The sequence below is a fragment of the Rhizobium sp. CB2179 genome, from assembly GCF_057653455.1.
This window is the reverse complement of the sequence record NZ_JBYGKR010000003.1, coordinates 372360-392712: the sequence shown is the minus strand read 5'-3', so window position 1 is coordinate 392712 and position 20353 is coordinate 372360. Positions and strand designations below refer to the sequence as shown.

Sequence of the window (20353 nt, the reverse complement as noted above, 5' to 3'; positions counted from 1 at the left end):
TCTTTCGCAATCCAGAATGGCACACAAGCCAGCGGATGTGAATGATCGCGGTCCGGCTGGTCCTCGTCCATTTTTTACGGTGGAGGCGAATGTGCCGCCTGCGGTGTTGGCGATCTGGCGGCAAAAGTCGCGACGATGCGAAAACCTTGAGTGGGCGTTCACCGACGTCCACTCTCGATACTGCTCGTGAGGGCTTTAAGGCGCCGGTTACGGCGCCATGCCGAAGGCAGGTTGTGGTTTCTGGCGGGCGAGAGGCGGGAACGCGAGCGCTATCGCCGCGGCCCCCAGCCCGACCATCGCGGAGCCGATGAACAGCCAGGAATAATTGGCGAAGGTGTCGAATATCCAGCCGCCGATGAGAGGGCCGAAGGCCATGCCGAGGCTGGAGAGCATCGTCGCCGCGCCGAAGACCGTGCCGATGATGCGCGGCCCGAAATATTCCCGCGCCAGCACGGCATAAAGCGGCATCACACCCCCATAGGCGCTGCCGAAGACGATGGCGAGCGCGTAGAATTCACCGAGCTGGCTGACGAGGAGATAGGTCGCAAGGGCCGCCGCCTGCACGAGCAGGCCGGCGACCAGCACCGGCTTCACCCCGATCCTGTCGGCAAGGCTGCCATAGAGCAGCCGGCCGCCCAATCCCGCCAGACCCTCGACGCTGTAGATGCTGACGGCCGCCATCGGTGCGACGCCGCAGATCGTCGCATAGTTCACCATGTGGAAGATCGGCCCGGAATGTGCCGCACAGCAGGCAAAAAAGGTCAGGCCAAGCACGATGAATTGCGGCGATCGAAAGACCTTCGACAGTTGCGGCCGGGCGCCGTCGGCCGCGAACTCGGTTCCGGTGTCAGTAGTCTCGGCGGGCGGACGCCTGACGAGAAACGCAGCCGGCACGAGCAGCACCCAGGCCGCAACGCCGATGATCAGCATGGCCGGCCGCCATTCATAGGTTGAGATCAACCAACGCGCGAAAGGTGAGATCGTCATCGGCGCGACGCCCATGCCAGCCGAGACCAGCGACACCGCAAGCCCGCGGTTTTCGTCGAACCAGGCGGTCGTCGCCGCGATCATCGGCGCGAAGAACGTGCTGGCGGCCAGCCCGACGAGGATGCCGTAGGTTAGCTGGAACTGCAGCAGCGTTTCGGCCCGGCTCGCCAGGACCAGCGCCAAGCCGAGCAGCACGGACCCGATCATCACGACGATGCGCGGGCCGAAGCGGTCGCTTGCCGCCCCCCAGAAGAAGCCGCCGAAACCCATGACGATGAAGTTCAGCGTCATCGCGCTTGCTATGCCGACATGCGACCAGCCGGTCGCCGTTGCAATCGGCTCCTGAAAGATCGCCAACGAGAACATCGCGCCGAGCGCAACGCATGTCATCAATGCGCCCGCAGCGACGATGACCCAACGATAGGAAACACTCATGGCTACATAACCTCCATGCCGACAGAGTGATCGCGGCGCATGCGGCAAGCCTACCGCATTTCGCGCCTGCGATCTCAAGACGTTTGAACCGCCGCGATTTCGACAGCGCACTCACATCTTTTTTAAGTGTCGAACCGGCAATGGCCCTATCGGCAATGCGCTCTGATCCTCGAAACTAGTCCAATCCCAGTCTCTGAAACAGTTCGGTCGGCGCGCCATACTGCTCGACGACTTGCCGCATAAGATGCAGCATTCGTTCTCGCTCTTCGCGCCGATCCTGCCAGAGGTCGCGCTTTTGGCCTGGATCATTGCGTCGATCAAATAGCAGCGGCTGGCTGTCCAGGTTCCGCCGGTCTCCGGGGCCGTCGGGGGTGATGGGAATTTTCCATTGCGGCATGTCGATACCGGGAATGTAATAGCCATGATCGACCGGCCTGTCCTGCGGCTCGATGGTGGTGGGCACCATGGTCGAGTAGGCGTAAAGCGGCTTTTCGCGATCCGGCGGCTGGATCAGCGTCCATTCGCCATCGGTGCAGCAGATGCCTTGCCCGAATGTCCCGTATATGACGGCGTTCCGCGCGTTGCTGGTCTCGCCTTTGAGAAGCGGCAGAAATGAATGCGAATGCGTCTGTCGTGGCGGCTCGACGCCGGCCATAGCCAGGATCGACGCGAAGAGGTCGACGGTCGACGTCAGATTTTTTATCGCGCCACCATTGGCTTGGAAGCCGGGGTGCCAGACGAGCAGCGGGATGTTTGCGTGGCTGTCGAAATGCGGGAATTGTTTGCCATAGCCGCCGCGTTCGCCGAGGTCGTGTCCGTGATCGGTGGTGACGATAACAGCCGTGTCGTCCCAGAGCTCAAGTTCGTCCAGGGTTGTGAACAGCTTGCCCAGCCACCGGTCCGTCATCGTCAGCTTGGCGCCATACTGGGAGCGAACGAAAGCCAGTTCCTCGGGGCTCGCCTGGCTCATGAACTCCGCCTGACGCGCCGCATCCTGATAGGGCGGCCACAGCGTGAAGCGGTCGCGCGCCGCACCGTCACCGTACATCGATGCATAGGGCTCCGGCACATCGAAGGGTTCATGCACGTCGAAGGACTCGACCTGCAGAAAAAACGGCTTTCCGGTTTTCGGTTTGGCCAGCCATTCGCTGGCTGATGTCATCACCTTGGCGGGAAAGAAATCGGCCTCATCGTTGAAGTTCGCGACATTGGAGAAGTAGCGATGGCCATAGCCCGGACGCCATTTCTCGATATTGTGCGCCCATCGCGGCAGATCCGCCTCCGGCACAAGCGGTTCCCAGAAATCCAGCTCGTGCCCTCGAATGAATTCCGCGCCTTGGAAGCTCTGGATGTAGCCGTTCGCCGACTCCTCCCAGTAGTGATAGTGATCGGTGACGATCGCGGTGGTGTAGCCCGCACTCTCCAGCAGTTTCGGCAGACGAAGGTCGAAGGGTTCGAGCGGGCCCCAAGGACGCCATTGCATGCCGCTGAAGCCGGCAAAAATCTCACGCCGCGCCGGCATGCAGGGCAGGCTGCCGACGAAGTGATTGTCAAAACGCCAGGCCTTTTGCGCAAATGACTGAAGGTTCGGTGTCGCAAACTCAGTTCCGCCATAGGCCGAAAGAGCATTGCGGTTAACGCTGTCGATAAGCACGAGGATGATGTTCATGGAAGGACCTTCGATGTTCGTTCGAGGCTTTCACGCCGCTACAGCTTCACCGCACCGGCCGCGAGATCGGAGACCAGCTTTCGTTGAAGCAGCATGAAAAGGACAAGCGTGGGCAGCGTCGAAATCACCGATGCCGTCATCACCAGATTCCATTGGGTGGTGTATTCGCCGAAGAAGCCGGCCAGCCCGACCGGCACGGTCTTGTTTTCGTCCGCTGTCATCAGTGTCAGGGCAAACAGAAATTCATCCCACCCCGACACGAAGGCGTTGACCGCGACCGTCACCACACCCGGCCAGGCGATCGGCAAAATGACCTTGAAGATGATCTGGATCGTGGAGGCGCCGTCGAGCTTGGCTGCCTCGTCGAGATCCTGGGGAATTGTGTCGAGGTAGCCGAGAAGCAGATAGATGGCGAATGGCAGGTTCATGGCCGTATAGGACAGAACCAGGCTCAGCGGATTGTTGATCAGCCCGACGGCGAAAAACATCGAATAAAGCGGCGTGATCAGGATCACGTAGGGAAATAGCTGCGTGCAGATCACCAGGATCAGCAACAGGCCGCGGCCGCGGAAATCGCGGTTGCGCGAAAAACCATAGGCGGTGATCAGCGCGATGGTCACGGCCGCGACAGTCGAGATTGTGCAGACGACGAGGCTGTTTCTGAGGTAGTTCGGGAACGGCGAATTCTGAAGGAGGGTGTAGTAGTTTTCCAGGGTGACGCTGGTGAATAGCTGAAACGTCCGGGTGAAGATTTCCTTGTCCGGGCGGAAGGAAATCAGAACCACCCAAATGAAGGGGAACGCCAAAATCAGCAGCAGGCCGATACCCAGAATGACGGTGATCAGGTCCCTGGCGAACCTGATATGCCGCGCTTTATGCGTCATCGAAACATTCATGACGACGCTCCCCGTTTCCCGCGGGAGAGAATCCCGAGATAGACGAGCGCGAAGGCGAACATCATCAGGCTCATGAGAACGCCGATGGCGGCACCCTCGCCGACGCGATAGTCGACAAACGAGACCGTATACATTTTCGTTGCCAGAACCTGGGTGTAGTCGCCCGGTCCTCCTCGGGTGGCGAGCCAGACGTAGACGAAATTGTTGAAGGTCCAGATCGTCGTCAGCAGCGCGACGACCGCGATCACGGGCTTCAGCATCGGCAGGATGATGCGCAAATGGATCTGAAACTCGGACGCGCCGTCGATGCGGGCCGCTTCCCTGAGTTCCCTCGGAATCGACTGCAGCGCCGCGAGAAAGGTGATGATGACGAAAGGAAGCTCGCGCCAGATCAACATCGTTTCGACCGCGCCCCAGACCGTCGACGTCCTGGAAAGGAACGGAATTCCCCTGTCGATGAGCCCCGTCGACAGGAGAAACTGGTTGACCGCGCCATAGCGGGGATCGAGCAGCCACTTCCAGGCGGCGACGGCGACGACCGGCGGCGTTACGAAGGGGACAAGCACCAGCGACCGGACGAGCCAGCCGATGCGCCATCTGGCGAAGACCTCGGCGTTGAGAAGGATCGCCAGCGCAAGTCCGAGTGCCAATCGAATGACGACCGTCACGAATGTCAGCAGGAAAGCGGTGTTGAATAAGGCGCCGCCAATTCCATCATCCTTGAGGACGGCGGCGAAGTTGGCAAAGCCGACCCACCGACCCTCCTTTCCCAGATCGAAAAGGCTAAGATCCTGAAAGCTGAGCGCGATATTATAGAATGCCGGGCCGGCAAAAAAGATTGCCAGGATGAGCATCGCCGGCATGACCAGGCCATAAGGCTCGAAATGCCAACTCCGGAATGATCCTCGTCTTTCGGCGCGCTTGGCCAGCGCGCCGTCCGGGTTTGCGGAAACAGACATCATCAGCCCTTGCCGCGGGCAAGCAAGTCGTTGAGCTCCTTGATGATGACATCCGCAGCCTCATCAGGATTGCGCTGCCCGGAGAATACGGCGCCGAACTCACGATTGATGAGCGCTGTCATGCTCGACACCTTGATCGGGGACGAGATGTAGCGCTCGAAGGTCTGCGCCAACGGAAGCATCGTTACATAGCCCTGTTCGGCCGGCGGAAACTGGAGCTGTGAAAGCAGCGACTTCTGCGAGGGATATTGGTTGTAGGTTTTGAAGGTCTCGGGGCCGACCAGATATTTGACGAACTCCCAGGCCTCCTTCTGATGCTTGGTGTTGGGATTGATGCCCAGCGCACGTCCGCCAAGATGGGAGATGCGCTTTTCCGTCCCTTTCGGGATCGGTGCGGTCAGCAGCGGCTTTTCAGATTGTTTCTCGGCGGCCCTGAAGGTTTGCGGCGGAAAGAAAGTGATCGCGCAGTCGCCTCGGCCGAGCCCGCCGATCAGCTCGGGATCGCCCCAGGCATTCACGGTGATGAGGTTTTCGGGCGCCGTTCCGTCCACGAAAAACTGGTTGAAATAGTTCATCGCCGCCGCCAGTTGCTCCGGCGTCACCGCCACCTTCCATTTCCCCGGGCTTTCCTCCGTGACCAAGGTCGAGCCGTTGCTCCAGAGGTAATAATTTACCAGCGTCCACATGCCGCTGTCGGGTGCGCTGCCTGCGGGGAAGCAGAAACCGTATTGTTCGGTCCCACTACCTTCGGTGGTCAACTTCTTGGCAGCTGCCGCAAGATCGTCCCAGCTATCGGGAAAGTTCGAGACACCTGCTGCCTGCAGGAGATCCGGGCGATAGGCCATCGAGAATGTATCCGCCGTCCATGGCAGGCCGAAGATTTTGCCATCGAGGGTGGCGAGGTCGAGAGCCAGAAAATCGTCGGTGCCGGCTCCCGGCGCATTCGATTGGATGAGAGGGCTAAGATCGAGGAGCAGCTTTGATCGCGCGAGATCACGCGTCCACACGAAAGCCAGCTGCTGAACATCCGGTCCCGCACCGGCGGGAATTTCGCGCGCCAACTGGGCAAGCGTGTCGCCGCCCGACATCGTCTCCAATTTGACCTGGACATCGGGATGACTAGAGTTCCAGGCCTCGACGGCGGCAATCAGGCCTTGAATTTCGGTCGGGGGATCGAATTGACGAAACGTCAGCTGGACCTTGTCCTGCGCCGCCGATGGAGCGATTGCAAAAATCATCGACGCCGCCGTCGTCGCGGCGAAAATCAACTGCCGGCCTATGCCATTTTTAAACATCGGTTCCTCCTCCTTCTATCCCCATCCCGCGCCCCGATTTCCTTGTCGAAGGCTTATTCTTCTGTGTAGAGCGTCCGTCGAGAACGTGCTCATCGGCGCGAAATTCCCTTTCATGAGGGGCTTTCGCAGCTCTTGGCACGCTCGAATTAGTCTACTATTGTTGTGTACAATGTGGCGCAGATGGTGCTGAGGTCAAATGCAAACATGCTATATGTTATGCATAAGTCGCATAGGGAGGGAGACGGATGCGGGAGCTACGCCAATTCGTCGAAGTGGCAAACCAGCGATCGATCTCGCGTGCCGCCAAGAAGCTGAATATTTCGCAGCCGGCGCTTTCCCGGGCTATCCGGCAACTCGAAGACAGCTACGGCGTACCGCTGTTCAATAGGACCGGCGCCGGCGTCGAATTGAGCGTTTACGGTTCAGCCCTTTATAGCCGGGCGGTGCGGATATTGCCGGCGCTCGATGAAGCGAAAGAAGAGATCGAACATCTTCAGGGCCGCGCCAAGGCCGTTATTCGCATAGCCACCGGCGATCTTTGGGGGCTCGTCATATTGCCGGGGATCATAAAAGCCTTCAGCCGGACGCATCCGGGTGTCGTCGTCCACGTCGAGATCGCCGATGACGGTACACGTTTCGAAGGGATGCGGCACGGCGTCTACGATCTCGTCTTCGGAACGCTCTCCTACAAATATGAAGCCGTCATGCAAGTCGAGTTCGAAACGCTGGCAAGACAGGCGACCTACATCTACTGCCACAAGGATCATCACCTGGCCAAAGCGGCGACCGTCACCCTCGATGATCTTCTGCGTCAGCGCTGGATCAGCCCCGGTTACGGAGATGATGAAGGGCCTGGTCAACTCGAGCGTCAGACCCGGGATTTTGCGGTTCGTGTGGACTCCATGTTGCAGGCTCTGTTGATCATGCAGGGTTCGCCGCTGGTGATGGCCGCCTCCAGCGGCTTTGCGAAATTGTTCGATGGGTTCGGGATCAGACCGGTGATGTTCCAGGACCACGGCCGCGTACAGGAATCGGGCGCAATCTACTTTCCGCGCGCGCTCGAAAAATCTCCGGTCCGCGATTTCCTGCGTTTGGTGCGTGGTTCGATGCCGTTGTTGGCGTTGCCCGAATTCTCGCTTCCTGAAACTGCGTGATCAAAGCGTGCGAAACATCACCAATGCGTCGACATAGCCCTGCGTCGGATGAAGAAAGACGCCCGGGAGCCGGCCGACGATATCGAACCCGAGAGATTGCCACAGCGCGACCGCGCGTTCGTTGCTGCTGACGACGAAATTGAACTGCATGGCGCGAAAGCCACGCAAGCGGGCATGGTCCAGGGAATGCTCATGCATCAGCCGGGCGACGCCACGGCCGCTTGCTGCAGCATCGGTCATGTAACCGCAGTTGCAGACATGCCGGCCGCCACCTGCCTGATTGGCCTTGATGTAATAGGTGCCGAGGATCACGCCATCCGCTTCGGCGACGAAGGTCTCGCGGTCCGGTCCCATCCAGTAGGCCAGCGCATCAGCTTCGCTCAAATCGCGATCGAGCGCATAGGTTTCGCCGGCGCGGATCGTCGGACCGATGATCCTCCAGATGGCGCTTCGATCGTTCTTGTCCGCGGGTCGGATCAGCATGCCCGATCTCTAACGAAACCGGGCACGCCGCGCAACGGGTCGGCAGCCTCCGGCAAAAGCTGGAAGCGTCCCGGCCTCAAACCCTTTCAAGTGCTATCGCAATCCCCTGCCCGACGCCGATGCACATGGTCGACAGCGAATATTGTCCGCCGGTCTGCAAAAGCTCGAGGGCAGCCGTGCCGGTGATGCGTGCACCCGACATGCCAAGCGGATGGCCGAGCGCGATCGCGCCGCCATTGCGGTTCACCCGCGCATCATCATCGGCAATGCCGAGCGCGCGCAGCACCGCCAGCCCCTGGCTGGCAAAGGCCTCGTTGAGTTCGATCACGTCGAACTGATCCGCGGTCATGCCGAGCCGTGCCATCAGCTTGCGCGAGGCCGGGATCGGCCCGACGCCCATCACCCTTGGCGGAACGGCGGCAGCCGCGCCGCCGAGGATGCGGGCGATCGGCGTCAGGCCGTATTTCCGCGCCGCCGCTTCCGAAGCGACGATCAGCGCCGCCGCCCCGTCATTGACGCCGGAGGCATTGCCCGCCGTCACCGTGCCGCCTTCTTTTTTGAAAGGTGTCGCGAGTTTCGCCAGCGTTTCGATCGTGGTTGCGCGCGGATGCTCGTCCTTGTCGACGATAACAGGATCGCCCTTGCGCTGCGAGATGGTCACCGGGGTGATCTCCTTCGCCAACCGTCCGTTCGCCTGGGCGGCGGCGGCCTTCGCCTGGCTTCGCACCGCGAAGGCATCCTGATCCTCGCGGCTGACATGATAGTCCTCGGCGACATTCTCGCCAGTCTCCGGCATGGAATCGACGCCGTACTGCTTCTTCATCAGCGGGTTGACGAAGCGCCAGCCGATCGTCGTGTCATGGATTTCGGCGGCCCGTGAAAAGGCCGTCTCGGCCTTCGGCATGACGAACGGCGCGCGTGACATGCTCTCGACGCCACCAGCGATCATCAGCTCGGCTTCGCCCGCGCGGATGGCGCGTGCGGCCGTGATCACCGCATCCATGCCGGAGCCGCAGAGCCGGTTGATCGTCGTGCCGGGGACGGCGATCGGCAGGCCGGCGAGCAGAGCCGACATGCGCGCGACATTGCGGTTGTCCTCACCCGCCTGGTTGGCGCAGCCGAAGATCACATCGTCGACGGCTTCCCAATCGACGGCGGCATTTCGTTGCATCAGCGCCTTCAGCGGGATGGCACCTAGATCGTCGGCCCGCACCTGGGAGAGCGAGCCGGCGAAACGGCCGATCGGCGTTCTGATATAGTCGCAGATAAAGGCTTCGGTCATGGCTTTTCCTCAGAGTTTCGGGACGACAAGGTCGGCAACCGGCCCTTCGACGTGCAGCGGCGCACCGGTCATCGCCTGCAATTCCTCCTGCGACATCGCGGCCAGTTTCTCGCGCAGGACGAAACGTCCGTTGACGATGTCGACGACGGCGTGGCTGGTATAGACGCGGGTGATGCAGGCAACGCCGGTCAGCGGGAAGGTGCATGTCTCCACCAGTTTCGGCTCGCCTGTCTTAGTGACGTGCTCGGTAATGACGCAGACCTGCTTGGCGCCGTGCACCAGGTCCATGGCGCCGCCGACGGCCGGCACGCCTTTGCTGCCCACCCGCCAGTTGGCAAGGTCGCCGCTCTGGGCAACCTGATAGGCGCCGAGGATCGCGACGTCGAGATGGCCGCCGCGCACCATGGCGAAGCTGTCGGCGTGATGGAAGAAGGCGGCACCCGGCTTCAGCGTTACCGCCTTCTTGCCAGCATTGATCAGGTCCCAATCCTCCTCGCCTGCCGCCGGCGGCTCGCCGAAGTTCAGGATGCCGTTTTCGGTGTGGAAGATCGCCTGACGGCCGGGGGGCTGATAGCGGGCGACCATTTCGGGAAAGCCGATGCCGAGGTTCACATAGGCGCCGTCAGCAATATCCTGCGCGGCGCGCCAGGCGATCTGCGCATTGGAAAGCTTGATGTCTTCGCGGGTGTTGATGGGGCGGGTGTTGATGGTCATACGTAGGCCACTCCGGCTCGAATGAGCTCTTCTTCCTGCTGGGGATTGGAAACAGTGACGACGCGGTCGACGAAGATGCCTGGTGTCACCACCTGCTCGGGATCGATGCCGCCGGCCGGCACGATCGATGACACCTGGACGATGGTCTTCGCAGCTGCCATGCACATCAGCGGATTGAAGTTGCGGCCGGCCTTGTTGTAGGTGAGGTTGCCCTGGATATCGCCGATCGCAGCCTTGACGATCGCGAAGTCGGCCTTCAGCCAGCGCTCCTGCACATAGTAGCGGCCATCGAATTCGGCGATGACCTTGCCGTTGGCCAGTTCGGTGCCGTAGGCGGTCGGCGTATAGAAAGCCGGGATGCCGGCTCCGCCGGCGCGGATGCGCTCGGCAAGCGTTCCCTGCGGCACCAGCTCGAGCTCAATTTCGCCGGCTAGATATTTATCCGTGAAGGCGCGCGGATCCGACGAACGCGGGAATGAGCAGATCATCTTTCTGACCATGCCGGCATCGATCATCGCTGCAATGCCGATGCGCCCGTTGCCGGCATTGTTGTTGATCACGGTGAGGTTCTTGGAGCCCTTGTCGATCAAGGCATGAATGAGCTCGATCGGGGCGCCCGAGCCACCAAAACCACCGATCATGACGGTCGCGCCATCACCGATCTCAGAGACGGCTTCCGCCGTGCTCCCGACTGTCTTGTCCATGCGTGACCTCTCCTTGGCTACTCGGTCGGGGAACTCCCATCCCGTCCTCTGGCGTAGACATAAAGTGCCGCGGGCCAAGCGGCAACGTATTTGTGCGATATTTGACATTTGTTCATATATCGCACAAATTGAGATGAATCCATTGGAGACTGGACCCATGCGCGAAACGGATTTCGTCAGTGGCTTTGCCCGCGGCCTGAAGGTGATCGAAGCTTTCGGCGAAACGCGACAGCGGCTTTCCATCGCCGAGGCCGCCAAGCTGACGGAGCTCGACCGCGCCACTGTGCGCCGCTCGCTGCTGACGCTCGCCGAGCTCGGATATGCCGATTATGACGGCAAGTTCTTCACGCTGACGCCGAAGATCCTGCGGCTTGGCCATGCCTATCTCGCAGCGACGCCGCTGCCGGCGCTGCTGCAGCCGCATCTCGATCTTCTCTCGGAAAAGGCCGGCCAGAGCGCCTCGGCCTCGGTTCTCGATGGCACCGACATCGTCTATATCGCCCGCGCCTCGCAACGCCGCGTCATGTCGATCAACCTCACCCCCGGCAGCCGCCTGCCCGCCTACTGCGCCTCGATGGGGCGCGTGCTGCTCGCAGCCCTTAGCGAGAGCGAGGCGCGCGCCATCCTCGCCCGCAGCGAGCTGAAGCAAAACACGCCGAATACGAAGACCGATCCGGAGGACCTCATCACCGAATTCCGCCGGGTCCGCACTGACGGTTACGCCATCATCGATCAGGAGCTGGAGATCGGCCTCTGCTCTATCGCGGTGCCTGTCGACAACGACCGCGGCGAAACGGTCGCGGCGATCAATATCGGCGCGCCGGCCGCCCTCGTCCCGGCGGCCGAGATGAAGGAGCGCTATCTGCCGCTGCTGAAGGAAACACAGGCCGCGTTGCGGCCGCTGCTGCGCCGGTGAGCCACCGCAATCTCGGCTTCCCTCGGGCTCCCCGCACCCCGCAACGCCAGTTCGATGCGCGGAACGCAGCCGTCGCCGTCTCGCGCGGCGCACTCACAACGCGCAATGCGTCTGATTTCGAGGGACTCGGCTTGCAGATCATCAATCCGTGGAAGGATCTCTAAGTCCCTCGCATCGCAGAATTCTGAACCATCTAAAATCAGCCGAGACCCAAGCACTCCCACTTGATGTATCATAATTTCCGATATACATCACTTCAGCGGAAATAGTGGAGGAATGATGGAACGCTCGTTTTTGACGATTGCCGCTGGCGAGAATAATGATGCGATACGCGCGCTTTCGGCACCGGCGCGACTCGAGATGCTCAAGTTGCTTTGCGCCAAAGGGCCGATGAATATCAACGATATCGCACGTGCCCTTTCTCTTCCTCAATCGACTGTCGCCACCGGGATCCAGATTTTGGAAGACGCCCGGCTTGTCGATTCGCAGTTGACGAAGGCCCGCAAGGGAAACCAGAAGATCTGCTCGGCGATCTACAGCGAAATTCTGATCAGTTTCGAGGAAAGCGCGGCCCAAAGGGCCAACAATATCATCGAAGTCGAGATGCCGGTCGGGCTCTACACCAGCTGTGACGTCCATGCGCCGTGTGGTCTTTGCTCCACCGAGAGCGTCATCGGCCCGCTCGATGTTCCCGACTATTTTCTCGACCCGCAGCGCATGCAGGCCGGGCTCGTCTGGTTCGGCCGGGGTTATGTGGAATATAAATTCCCCAACAATGCTAAGGTGTTAAACAAGGATATCCGCGCCATCGAGTTTTCGCTGGAGTTGTCGTCTGAGGTGCCTGGCACCAATCCGGACTGGCCGTCCGACATAACGCTCTGGGTCAACGGCATGGCCATCGGCACCTGGACGTCGCCCGGCGACTACGGCGACAAGCGCGGCGCCTTCACGCCGGCATGGTGGAAGCTCGAAGGCTCGCAATATGGGATGATGAAGACCTGGCGGATTTCCACCCGCGGGACCTTCATCGACGGTATCGCCGCCTCGAATGTCACGCTCAGCGACCTCGCGCTTGCCCAGCACTCCTCGATCCGGCTGCGGGTCGGCATCGCCGAAAATGCCGGTCATACTGGCGGCGTGAATATTTTCGGGCGTAGCTTCGGAAATCACGGGCGCGATATCATCATGCGACTGCATGTCTGAAAAATAAAAATCGGAAATCTTGATTTAAATATTACGATTCTTTCCGGTTCCGGTGGCCGATAAAGGCGCCCAAATAGCTGTAATTAAACAATTTTTTCTGAACTCCATATTAGTATGATTAAAGTCGCAACTTGGTTGACACAACAACATTCCTGATATCAAGTTAGAGGCAAGAAAACAAAATATCTGATACATAAACGGGAGGATCCGTTGAAGACGAACGTTGTGGTTCACCGCGATTTCCGCATCGCGACCATTGATTCCAGGCTCTACAGTTCATTTCTCGAGCATCTCGGCAGGGCGATCTACGGGGGCATTTATGAGCCCGGACACCCGACCGCTGATGAGGACGGATTCCGCCAGGATGTCCTCGATCTGGTGCGTGATCTCGACACGCCCTATTGCCGCTATCCTGGCGGCAACTTCGTCTCGGCCTATAATTGGGAAGACGGCGTCGGCCCGCGTGCCGAGCGCCCGGTGCGCCTCGACCTTGCCTGGCGCACCCGCGAAGCCAACCAGATCGGCGTCAATGAATTCGTCGACTGGTGCAAGAAGGCAAATACCAAGCCGATGCTCGCCGTCAATCTCGGATCACGCGGCCTGGATGCGGCTCGCAATTTCCTCGAATATTGCAATCATCCCGGCGGCACCTACTGGTCGGATCTGCGCCGCAAGCACGGCTGGTCTAATCCGCACGATGTCAAATTGTGGTGCCTCGGCAACGAGATGGATGGCCCCTGGCAGGTCGGCCACAAGTCGGCCTATGAATATGGCCGGCTGGCGGATGAGACGGCCAAAGCCATGCGCGGCTTCGACAAGTCGCTTGAGCTCGTGGTCTGCGGCTCGTCCAATTCCGACATGAAGACTTATCCCGAGTGGGAAGCCCAGGTCCTCGAGCAGTGCTATGACAGCGCCGACCATATCTCGCTGCATATGTATTTTGCCAACCGCGAGAAAAATACCCTCAACTATCTTGCCCGCGCGACGAAGCTCGACCGCTACATCACCACGATCGGCGGCGTGATCGACTACATCAAGGCGAAAAAACGCTCGAAGAAGACGATCGGCATTTCCTTCGACGAATGGAATGTCTGGTATCATTCCAACCAGCAGGACAAGGAGATCCTGGCGCGCGACGAATGGCCGGATGCGCCGCATCTCTTGGAAGACATCTATAATTTCGAAGACGTGCTGCAGGTCGGCGGCATCCTCAACACCTTCATCCGCCGTTCCGACCGGGTGCGCATCGCCTGCATCGCGCAGCTCGTCAACGTCATTGCCCCGATCATGACCGAGGACGGCGGTGCGGCGTGGCGCCAGACCATCTATTACCCGTTCTATTACGCCTCCAGATATGGCCGTGGAACGGCACTGCAGCTGGTCGTCGATGGCCCGACCTATGACAGCGACGAGGAGAACGACGTCCCCTATCTCGACGTATCGGCAGTCCATTCCGAAGACGGCAAGACGCTGACCTTCTTTGCCGTCAACCGCCATCCGAGCACGGCGCTCGATCTCGATGTGCGGCTGGAAGGCTTCGGAAATGCCCGGGTGGTCGAGCAGGTGGAGATGACCCACGGCGACCTGGAAGCCGTCAATACGGCGGTGCGGCCGAAGACGGTCGCCCCCGTCAACGTCGAGAGTGGAAAGATCGAGGATGGACGCCTGCGGGCGGCGCTGAAACCGTTCTCCTACAACGTCATCCGGCTGTCGGTGTGACAGCTACCGCCGGGTAGCCCATTGGGGGCACGCCCCGGCTGAAAATATTCGGCTCGCTGCGAGGAGGCAGGGAGCCGGAGAGATGGTTCACTGAGGTCCCGGACCTGATTGTTCAAGTCCTGACGCTTCTGCGAACCGACAACCGCGACGTGCCCATGCGTGCCTTTTCGGCCGCCGTATCGTCGCTTTCTAGGGAGGAGTTCATGCAACAGTGGAAGAGGCTCGCATTTGGCGTCGCGCTGGCCGCACTCGGCCTGACAGCGACGGCCAAGGCCGATGACTACACCTCCTTGCCGCGCAAGGAGACGCTCATCGTCGAAAATCCGGAAGGGACGATCAAAAATCCCGGCTGGTTCAACATCTGGGTCAATGGCGGCGGCGGCGTATCGACCGGCCTGCAGCAGCTGACCATGGATACGCTCTGGTATATCGACCCCGAACAAGGGCTTGGCGGCGCGACCTGGGACAATTCTCTGGCTGCCGACAAGCCGCAATACAATGCCGACTTTACCGAGATGACCGTGAAACTGCGCAAGGGGCTCTTCTGGAGCGACGGCGTGGAGTTCACGGCAGACGACGTGGTCTATACCGTGAAGACGCAGATGGATCACCCCGGCATGGTCTGGAGTGCTGCCTTCTCGGTGCAGGTGGCAAGCGTCGAGGCGACCGACCCCTCGACTGTGGTGTTCAAGCTAAAGAAGCCCAATTCGCGCTTCCATGCCATCTTCACCGTTCGCTGGAACGGCGCCTGGATCATGCCCAAGCATGTTTTCGAGAAAGTCGAAGATCCGCTTCGTTATGATTTCGCCAATCCCGTTTCGCTCGGCGCCTACAAGCTCAAGTCCTACGACCCCCAGGGCAAGTGGTATACCTGGGAGAAGCGCGACGACTGGCAGCGGACATCGCTTGCCCGCTTCGGCGAGCCGGCTCCGAAATATGTGACCTATGCCGATCCCGGCCCGCCGGATAAACGCACCATCGCTCAGCTCGAGCACAATCTCGATATCATTCACGACAACACGCCCGAGGGCATGTTCACGCTGAAGGAAAAATCCAAGACGATCGAAACCTGGTTCCCGGGTTTCCCCTTCGCCCATCCGGACCCGACGCTTCCGGCCGTGATCTTCAACACCCAGAATCCGCCCTTCGACAATGCCGATGTACGCTGGGCGCTTGCCCTGCTGATCGACATCAAGGCGGTGGATATGGCGAGCTATCGCGGTGCAGCGACGCTTTCGGCGCTCGGCGTGCCGCCGACGGCGGCCACGATGAAGGACTATCAGGCGCCGATGCAGGATTGGCTGAAGAATTTCGAGATCGATACCGGCAAGAGCAAGATCAAGCCTTATGACCCGACGGTCGGGCAACAGATCGCCGATATCCTGCGCAAGCAGCCGAAGTTCAAGGACCAGATCCCGACCGACCCGGAGGCGATCAGCGGTGCCTTCGGCTATGGCTGGTGGAAACCGGATCCGAAGGCTGCCGGCGAACTGCTGGAGAAGGCAGGCTTCAAGAAATCCGGCGGCAAATGGCTGACCCCTGATGGACAGCCCTTCAAGATCCGGATGACGGTGGAAGGCGACACACGCTCGGTCTTCACCCGCGCCGGGACGTTGATCGCACAGCAATGGGCCGCATTCGGCATCGACGCCAAAGCCGTGCCGGCCGCGAAACTTTGGCAGACGGCGCTACAGCCCGGCGATTTCCAGGTTGCGATCGCCTGGAGCGTCGAGACCTGGGGCGGCGATCCCGACCTGTCGTTCTTCCTGGACAGCTGGCATTCGCAGTTCGTGGCCAAGAAGGGTGACAATCAGCCGCCGCGCAACTGGCAGCGCTGGAGCAATCCGGAGCTCGACAAGATCATCGAAAGCATTCGCGGCATCAGCGCCGACGATCCGAAGGGCGTCGAGCTCGGCAAGGATTATCTGAAGCTGGTCGCCCGCGAAATGCCGACGATCCCGCTGATGTCGTATAACGTCTTCACCTCGATGGATACGACCTATTGGACCGGTTATCCGACGATCGCTGATCCCTATACCGATCCGGTGCCGAATTGGGCCAACTCCAGGCTGATGATGGTCAAGCTGAAGCCGGCACAACCGAAATAATCCTCCCAACGCCGGCGCGAGTGTTGCGCGCCGGCCCCCTAATCGACGGGCATGTGGCATGTCCGTCGATCCTTTCCACTTGATGAAGGGAACCAGAGAGGAATCACCGCCCTATGACGTCCTATCTGATCTTTGTGCTGAAGCGGTTCGGTCAGTTTCTGCTCGTTGTATTTCTTGGCGTGACCATCACATTCTTCGTCACCCACCTGACCCCGATCGATCCGGTCGAAGAAAGCATAGGCGCCATCACCCAGATGGGGCAGTCCGATCCGAATGCGATCGAACTGATGCGCCAGTCGCTTCGCGAGCTTTACGGCATGGAGGGCTCGATCTGGCAGCAATACCTGCATTTCTGGCTGCGGCTTGCGACCGGTGATCTCGGTCCCTCGCTATCGGCTTTCCCCACGCCCGTTTCCACCATCATCCTGCGATCCCTGCCCTGGACAATCGGACTGATGACGGTATCGACGCTGATCACCTTCGTGCTCGGCAATGCGATCGGCGCGCTCGCCGGCTATTACCGCAAGGACATGGTGCTGAAGGCGGTCAGCCTCGTCTTCATCGCCCTGCTTCCCATTCCCTATTACATCCTCGCCTTCGTGCTTCTGATTGTGTTCGGCTATCTCTGGCCGGTGCTGCCGATCAATGGCGGCTACGAGATGAACGCCAATCTGGACCTCTCCTTTGCCCTGGTCTTCGATATCCTGAAACACTCGATCCTGCCGGCCTTGTCGCTGATCATGGTCGGTGCCGGCAGCTGGCTGATCGGGATGCGCGCGCTCGTTTCCAACATCATCACCGAGGATTACGTCGTCTTCGCCGAGCTTGGCGGCGTTCCGAAGCGAAAGATCCTGCGCTCCTACATCGCCCGCAATGCCATGGTGCCGCAGTTCACCGGGCTTGCCATGTCGCTCGGCGCGATCTTCAACGGCACGGTCATCACCGAAATCGTCTTCGGCTATCCGGGCATTGGCAACCTGCTGATCGAAGCGGTGCATGCCGGCGACTATAGCCTGGTGCTCGGCCTCAGCGCATTGTCGATCGTCGGCGTCGCCGCCGCCGTCTTCATCATCGACATTCTGAGCCCGCTGATCGACCCGCGCATCAAGGTGGAATAGAGCATGTTTACGATCGTCCGCGACCTCGCGCGCCAGAATATGGAATTCCTCTGCGGCCTGCTGCTCTTTGCCGTCATCGTCGCATTGATAGTGGTGTCCTATTTCTCGCCTTACGGCGCGACCGACATCTATCTTCTGCCGCCCGATATGCCGCCCGATGGAGAATATTGGCTCGGCACGACGTCGCGCGGCCAGGACGTTTTCTGGCAGCTGACAACCGCGCTCAGGAACACCCTGTTTTTTGGCATCGGCGTCGCCTTCATTTCACGCATCATCTCGCTGGTCGTCGGCCTCGTCGCCGGCTATGCCGGCGGCGCGGTCGACCGGGTGCTGATGGCCATCAACGACAGCGTCATGGTCATCCCGCAATTTCCGCTGCTGATCCTGTTCTACTTCGTGCTGAAGGACAGCATGACCTGGACGGCGCTGATCCTCATCATGGCCGCGCTCGGCTGGTCCTATGATGCACGCCTCATCCGTTCGGTGGCGATCAGCCTGAAGACGAGATCCTTCACCACCCAGAGCGTCTATTCCGGCATGAGCATGCGCAAGATCCTCGTCGAGGAGCACCTGCCCTATGTTCTGCCGATCGTCTTTGCCACCACGATGAACAACATGATCTGGTCGATCGGCATGGAGATCACCCTGTCGGTGCTCGGCTTCACCGATATCGAGACGCCGACCATGGGCATGATGATCTATTGGGCCAATGCGCATTCGGCGCTGATATCAGGCATTTGGTGGTGGGTGGCCGCCCCCGTCGCCGTCATCGTCGTCCTCTTCCTGGCGCTCTTCCTGCTGTCCATGTCGATGAACGAATACAACGATCCGCGCAGCCGGCTGAACCGGATGGGAAGTTAGTATGGATCCTTTGGTCGAAATTGAGAATCTGAAAGCCTATTACCGTGCCTTCCTCTACGGCGTCGATCGCGAGGTGCGCGCCGTCGACGATATCAGCCTGACCATCGCCCGCGGCGAGGTCTATGGCGTCGCCGGTGAATCGAGCAGCGGCAAGACGACCTTGATCAAGACCATTGCCGGCGCGATCCGGCCGCCGCTGAGGGTCGTGTCCGGGAAAGTGACATTCCATTTCGACGGCGGCACCCAGGATATCTATGCGATGAAGCCGGAGGATCGGCTGGCGCTGCGCTGGAAGCATCTGTCCTATATCATGCAGGGCTCAATGAATGTGCTCAATCCGGTGCGCCGGATCCGTCATTCCTTCACCGATTTCGCCTTTCGCCACATGAAGGTCAGCGGCCCGGTCTTTCTCGAAAGGGTCGCCACCCATCTGCAGCGGCTGAAGCTGGATCCGCATCTGCTCGATGCCTATCCCCACGAACTCTCCGGCGGCATGCGCCAGCGCATGACCATTGCGCTGGCCACCATCCTGACGCCGGAATTTATCATCGCCGACGAACCGACGACCGCGCTCGACGTCATCGTTCAGCGCGACGTGCTGTCGATGATCCGCGAGATCCAGCGCGAGATGGGCTCGTCCTTCCTGTTCGTCACCCATGATATGGGGGTTCACGCGACGGTCTCCGACCGCATCGGCATTGTCTATGCCGGGCGTCTTGTCGAGGAAGCGCCGACCGCCAAACTCTTCAACAAACCGCTCCACCCCTATACGCAGCACCTCGTCGGCAGCCTGCCGCGCATCGGCGATGCGACGGCCCGCCCTTCGCTGGAGGGGCGTCCGCCTAACCTCGCCATGCCGCCGGAAGGCTGCCGGTTTCATCCGCGCTGTCCCAAGCGCATGGAGATCTGCTCGCAGAAGGTTCCGCCGCTCGTCACTGTCGAGCCGCAGCGGCGCGTGGCGTGTTTTGCCGTTACGGGAGATCAGGTTTGAGCGCTCTTCTTAGCCTATCGCACGTCACGAAGGTCTACCGGCAGGGCGGCATGCTCGGCCGGCGGCTGATCACGGCGGTCAAGGACGTCAGCTTCGAATTGGGAGCGGAGCCGGAGATCCTGTCGATCGTTGGAGAATCCGGCTCGGGAAAATCGACGATCGCGGCGATGATCCTCGGCCAGACCGAACCAACGGAAGGCGAGCTTCAATTCAGCGGCAGGACCGTCGCCATCCATAGCCGATCCGAACGCAAGGCTTTCATGAAAGAGGTCCAGCCGGTTCTGCAAAACCCCTTCGAAGCCTTCAATCCGCTGAAACGTGTCGACCGTTATCTCTTCGAGACCGCCCGCAATTTTTCATTCTCGGGAAATCGGCCGGACCGAGAGCAGGCGGAGAAGATGGCGGATGCAGCCCTCGTCCATGTCGGCCTGACCCTTGAAGAAGTGAAAGGCCGGTTCCCCCACGAATTGTCGGGCGGCCAGCTTCAGCGCGTCGCCATCGCCCGGGCGCTGATCCCGCAACCCCGGCTGCTGGTGGCCGATGAACCGGTATCGATGGTCGACGCATCGCTGCGCATGGCGATCGTCAATCTCTTTGGCCGTCTGAAAAACGAGCTCGGTCTTTCGATCGTCTACATCACCCACGACCTCGCCACCGCCTATTACATCAGCGACAACATCATCATCATGCGCAAAGGCGAAATCGTCGAACGCGGACAGGCGCGGGCCGTGCTGGATGATCCCCAGCATGAGTATTCGCGGGCGCTGAAGGACGCGGTCCTTGCCGCCGATTTCAGCCCGGCACAGTGAGCGGCGCGGGGAGATGCGGGCAATGCTACGTCTGTTAACCGGATCCAGCA

The 20353-nt window shown here is 60.3% G+C and carries 18 protein-coding genes; 9 read left to right on the top strand and 9 right to left on the bottom strand.

Translation table 11 applies throughout. The features are described from left to right. Positions 1 to 207 precede the first annotated feature (207 nt). From AC244Q_RS30320 to AC244Q_RS30300, 5 genes are all read right to left on the bottom strand, one after another. Entirely contained in the window at positions 208 to 1422 is a 1215-nt protein-coding gene (locus AC244Q_RS30320; protein ID WP_003554035.1) for an MFS transporter, read from the bottom strand. Between the two features lie 175 nt (positions 1423 to 1597). After that, positions 1598 to 3091, bottom strand: a complete 1494-nt coding sequence (locus AC244Q_RS30315) for a sulfatase (protein ID WP_003554037.1) — start codon at positions 3089 to 3091, stop codon at positions 1598 to 1600. A 38-nt stretch (positions 3092 to 3129) separates the two neighbouring features. Beyond that, positions 3130 to 3987: a carbohydrate ABC transporter permease gene (locus tag AC244Q_RS30310; RefSeq protein WP_003554040.1), complete on the bottom strand. Its 858-nt coding sequence runs from the start codon at positions 3985 to 3987 to the stop codon at positions 3130 to 3132. Beyond that, complete coding sequence (locus tag AC244Q_RS30305; RefSeq protein WP_245460643.1) at positions 3984 to 4949, bottom strand: carbohydrate ABC transporter permease; 966 nt, start codon at positions 4947 to 4949, stop codon at positions 3984 to 3986. Before AC244Q_RS30305 ends, AC244Q_RS30310 begins: the two co-directional genes overlap by 4 nt. Beyond that, positions 4949 to 6241: an ABC transporter substrate-binding protein gene (locus AC244Q_RS30300; protein ID WP_128407608.1), complete on the bottom strand. Its 1293-nt coding sequence runs from the start codon at positions 6239 to 6241 to the stop codon at positions 4949 to 4951. Before AC244Q_RS30300 ends, AC244Q_RS30305 begins: the two co-directional genes overlap by 1 nt. A 245-nt stretch (positions 6242 to 6486) precedes the next feature. Between AC244Q_RS30300 and AC244Q_RS30295 the strand changes: the two genes are divergently transcribed. Continuing rightward, entirely contained in the window at positions 6487 to 7395 is a 909-nt protein-coding gene (locus AC244Q_RS30295) for a LysR family transcriptional regulator (RefSeq protein ID WP_003554047.1), read from the top strand. Here the strand turns inward: AC244Q_RS30295 and AC244Q_RS30290 are convergent, their stop codons facing one another. The 4 genes from AC244Q_RS30290 to AC244Q_RS30275 form a co-directional block, all read right to left on the bottom strand. Continuing rightward, positions 7396 to 7878, bottom strand: a complete 483-nt coding sequence (locus tag AC244Q_RS30290) for a GNAT family N-acetyltransferase (RefSeq protein WP_128407607.1) — start codon at positions 7876 to 7878, stop codon at positions 7396 to 7398. A gap of 76 nt (positions 7879 to 7954) precedes the next feature. Then, on the bottom strand, positions 7955 to 9160 hold the full coding sequence (gene pcaF, locus AC244Q_RS30285; RefSeq protein ID WP_128407606.1) for a 3-oxoadipyl-CoA thiolase: 1206 nt from the start codon (positions 9158 to 9160) through the stop codon (positions 7955 to 7957). Between the two features lie 9 nt (positions 9161 to 9169). Continuing rightward, the gene (locus AC244Q_RS30280; protein WP_003554054.1) at positions 9170 to 9874 is read right to left on the bottom strand and encodes a 3-oxoacid CoA-transferase subunit B; all 705 of its coding nucleotides are present in this window, start codon (positions 9872 to 9874) and stop codon (positions 9170 to 9172) included. Continuing rightward, on the bottom strand, positions 9871 to 10578 hold the full coding sequence (locus AC244Q_RS30275) for a 3-oxoacid CoA-transferase subunit A (protein ID WP_128407605.1): 708 nt from the start codon (positions 10576 to 10578) through the stop codon (positions 9871 to 9873). Before AC244Q_RS30275 ends, AC244Q_RS30280 begins: the two co-directional genes overlap by 4 nt. Before the next feature lie 157 nt (positions 10579 to 10735). Here AC244Q_RS30275 and AC244Q_RS30270 point away from each other — a divergent pair, with 157 nt between their 5' ends. From AC244Q_RS30270 to AC244Q_RS30235, 8 genes are all read left to right on the top strand, one after another. Next, a complete protein-coding gene (locus tag AC244Q_RS30270; RefSeq protein WP_003554058.1) occupies positions 10736 to 11494 on the top strand; it encodes an IclR family transcriptional regulator in 759 nt (252 codons plus the stop codon). Between the two features lie 276 nt (positions 11495 to 11770). After that, entirely contained in the window at positions 11771 to 12697 is a 927-nt protein-coding gene (locus tag AC244Q_RS30265; protein ID WP_017996516.1) for an ArsR/SmtB family transcription factor, read from the top strand. A gap of 210 nt (positions 12698 to 12907) precedes the next feature. Continuing rightward, positions 12908 to 14416 carry an arabinosylfuranosidase ArfA gene (gene arfA / locus AC244Q_RS30260; RefSeq protein ID WP_003554061.1) on the top strand — a complete coding sequence of 503 codons (1509 nt, stop codon included), beginning with the start codon at positions 12908 to 12910 and terminating at the stop codon, positions 14414 to 14416. Positions 14417 to 14619: 203 nt separating this feature from the next. Continuing rightward, on the top strand, positions 14620 to 16524 hold the full coding sequence (locus tag AC244Q_RS30255; RefSeq protein WP_017996517.1) for an ABC transporter substrate-binding protein: 1905 nt from the start codon (positions 14620 to 14622) through the stop codon (positions 16522 to 16524). Between the two features lie 113 nt (positions 16525 to 16637). Beyond that, on the top strand, positions 16638 to 17642 hold the full coding sequence (locus tag AC244Q_RS30250; RefSeq protein ID WP_003554064.1) for an ABC transporter permease: 1005 nt from the start codon (positions 16638 to 16640) through the stop codon (positions 17640 to 17642). Between the two features lie 3 nt (positions 17643 to 17645). Then, positions 17646 to 18503 carry an ABC transporter permease gene (locus tag AC244Q_RS30245; protein ID WP_003554066.1) on the top strand — a complete coding sequence of 286 codons (858 nt, stop codon included), beginning with the start codon at positions 17646 to 17648 and terminating at the stop codon, positions 18501 to 18503. Position 18504: 1 nt separating this feature from the next. Beyond that, complete coding sequence (locus AC244Q_RS30240) at positions 18505 to 19494, top strand: ABC transporter ATP-binding protein (protein WP_003554069.1); 990 nt, start codon at positions 18505 to 18507, stop codon at positions 19492 to 19494. Then, on the top strand, positions 19491 to 20303 hold the full coding sequence (locus tag AC244Q_RS30235) for an ABC transporter ATP-binding protein (RefSeq protein WP_128407604.1): 813 nt from the start codon (positions 19491 to 19493) through the stop codon (positions 20301 to 20303). Before AC244Q_RS30240 ends, AC244Q_RS30235 begins: the two co-directional genes overlap by 4 nt. The last annotated feature ends 50 nt before the right edge of the window (positions 20304 to 20353 follow it).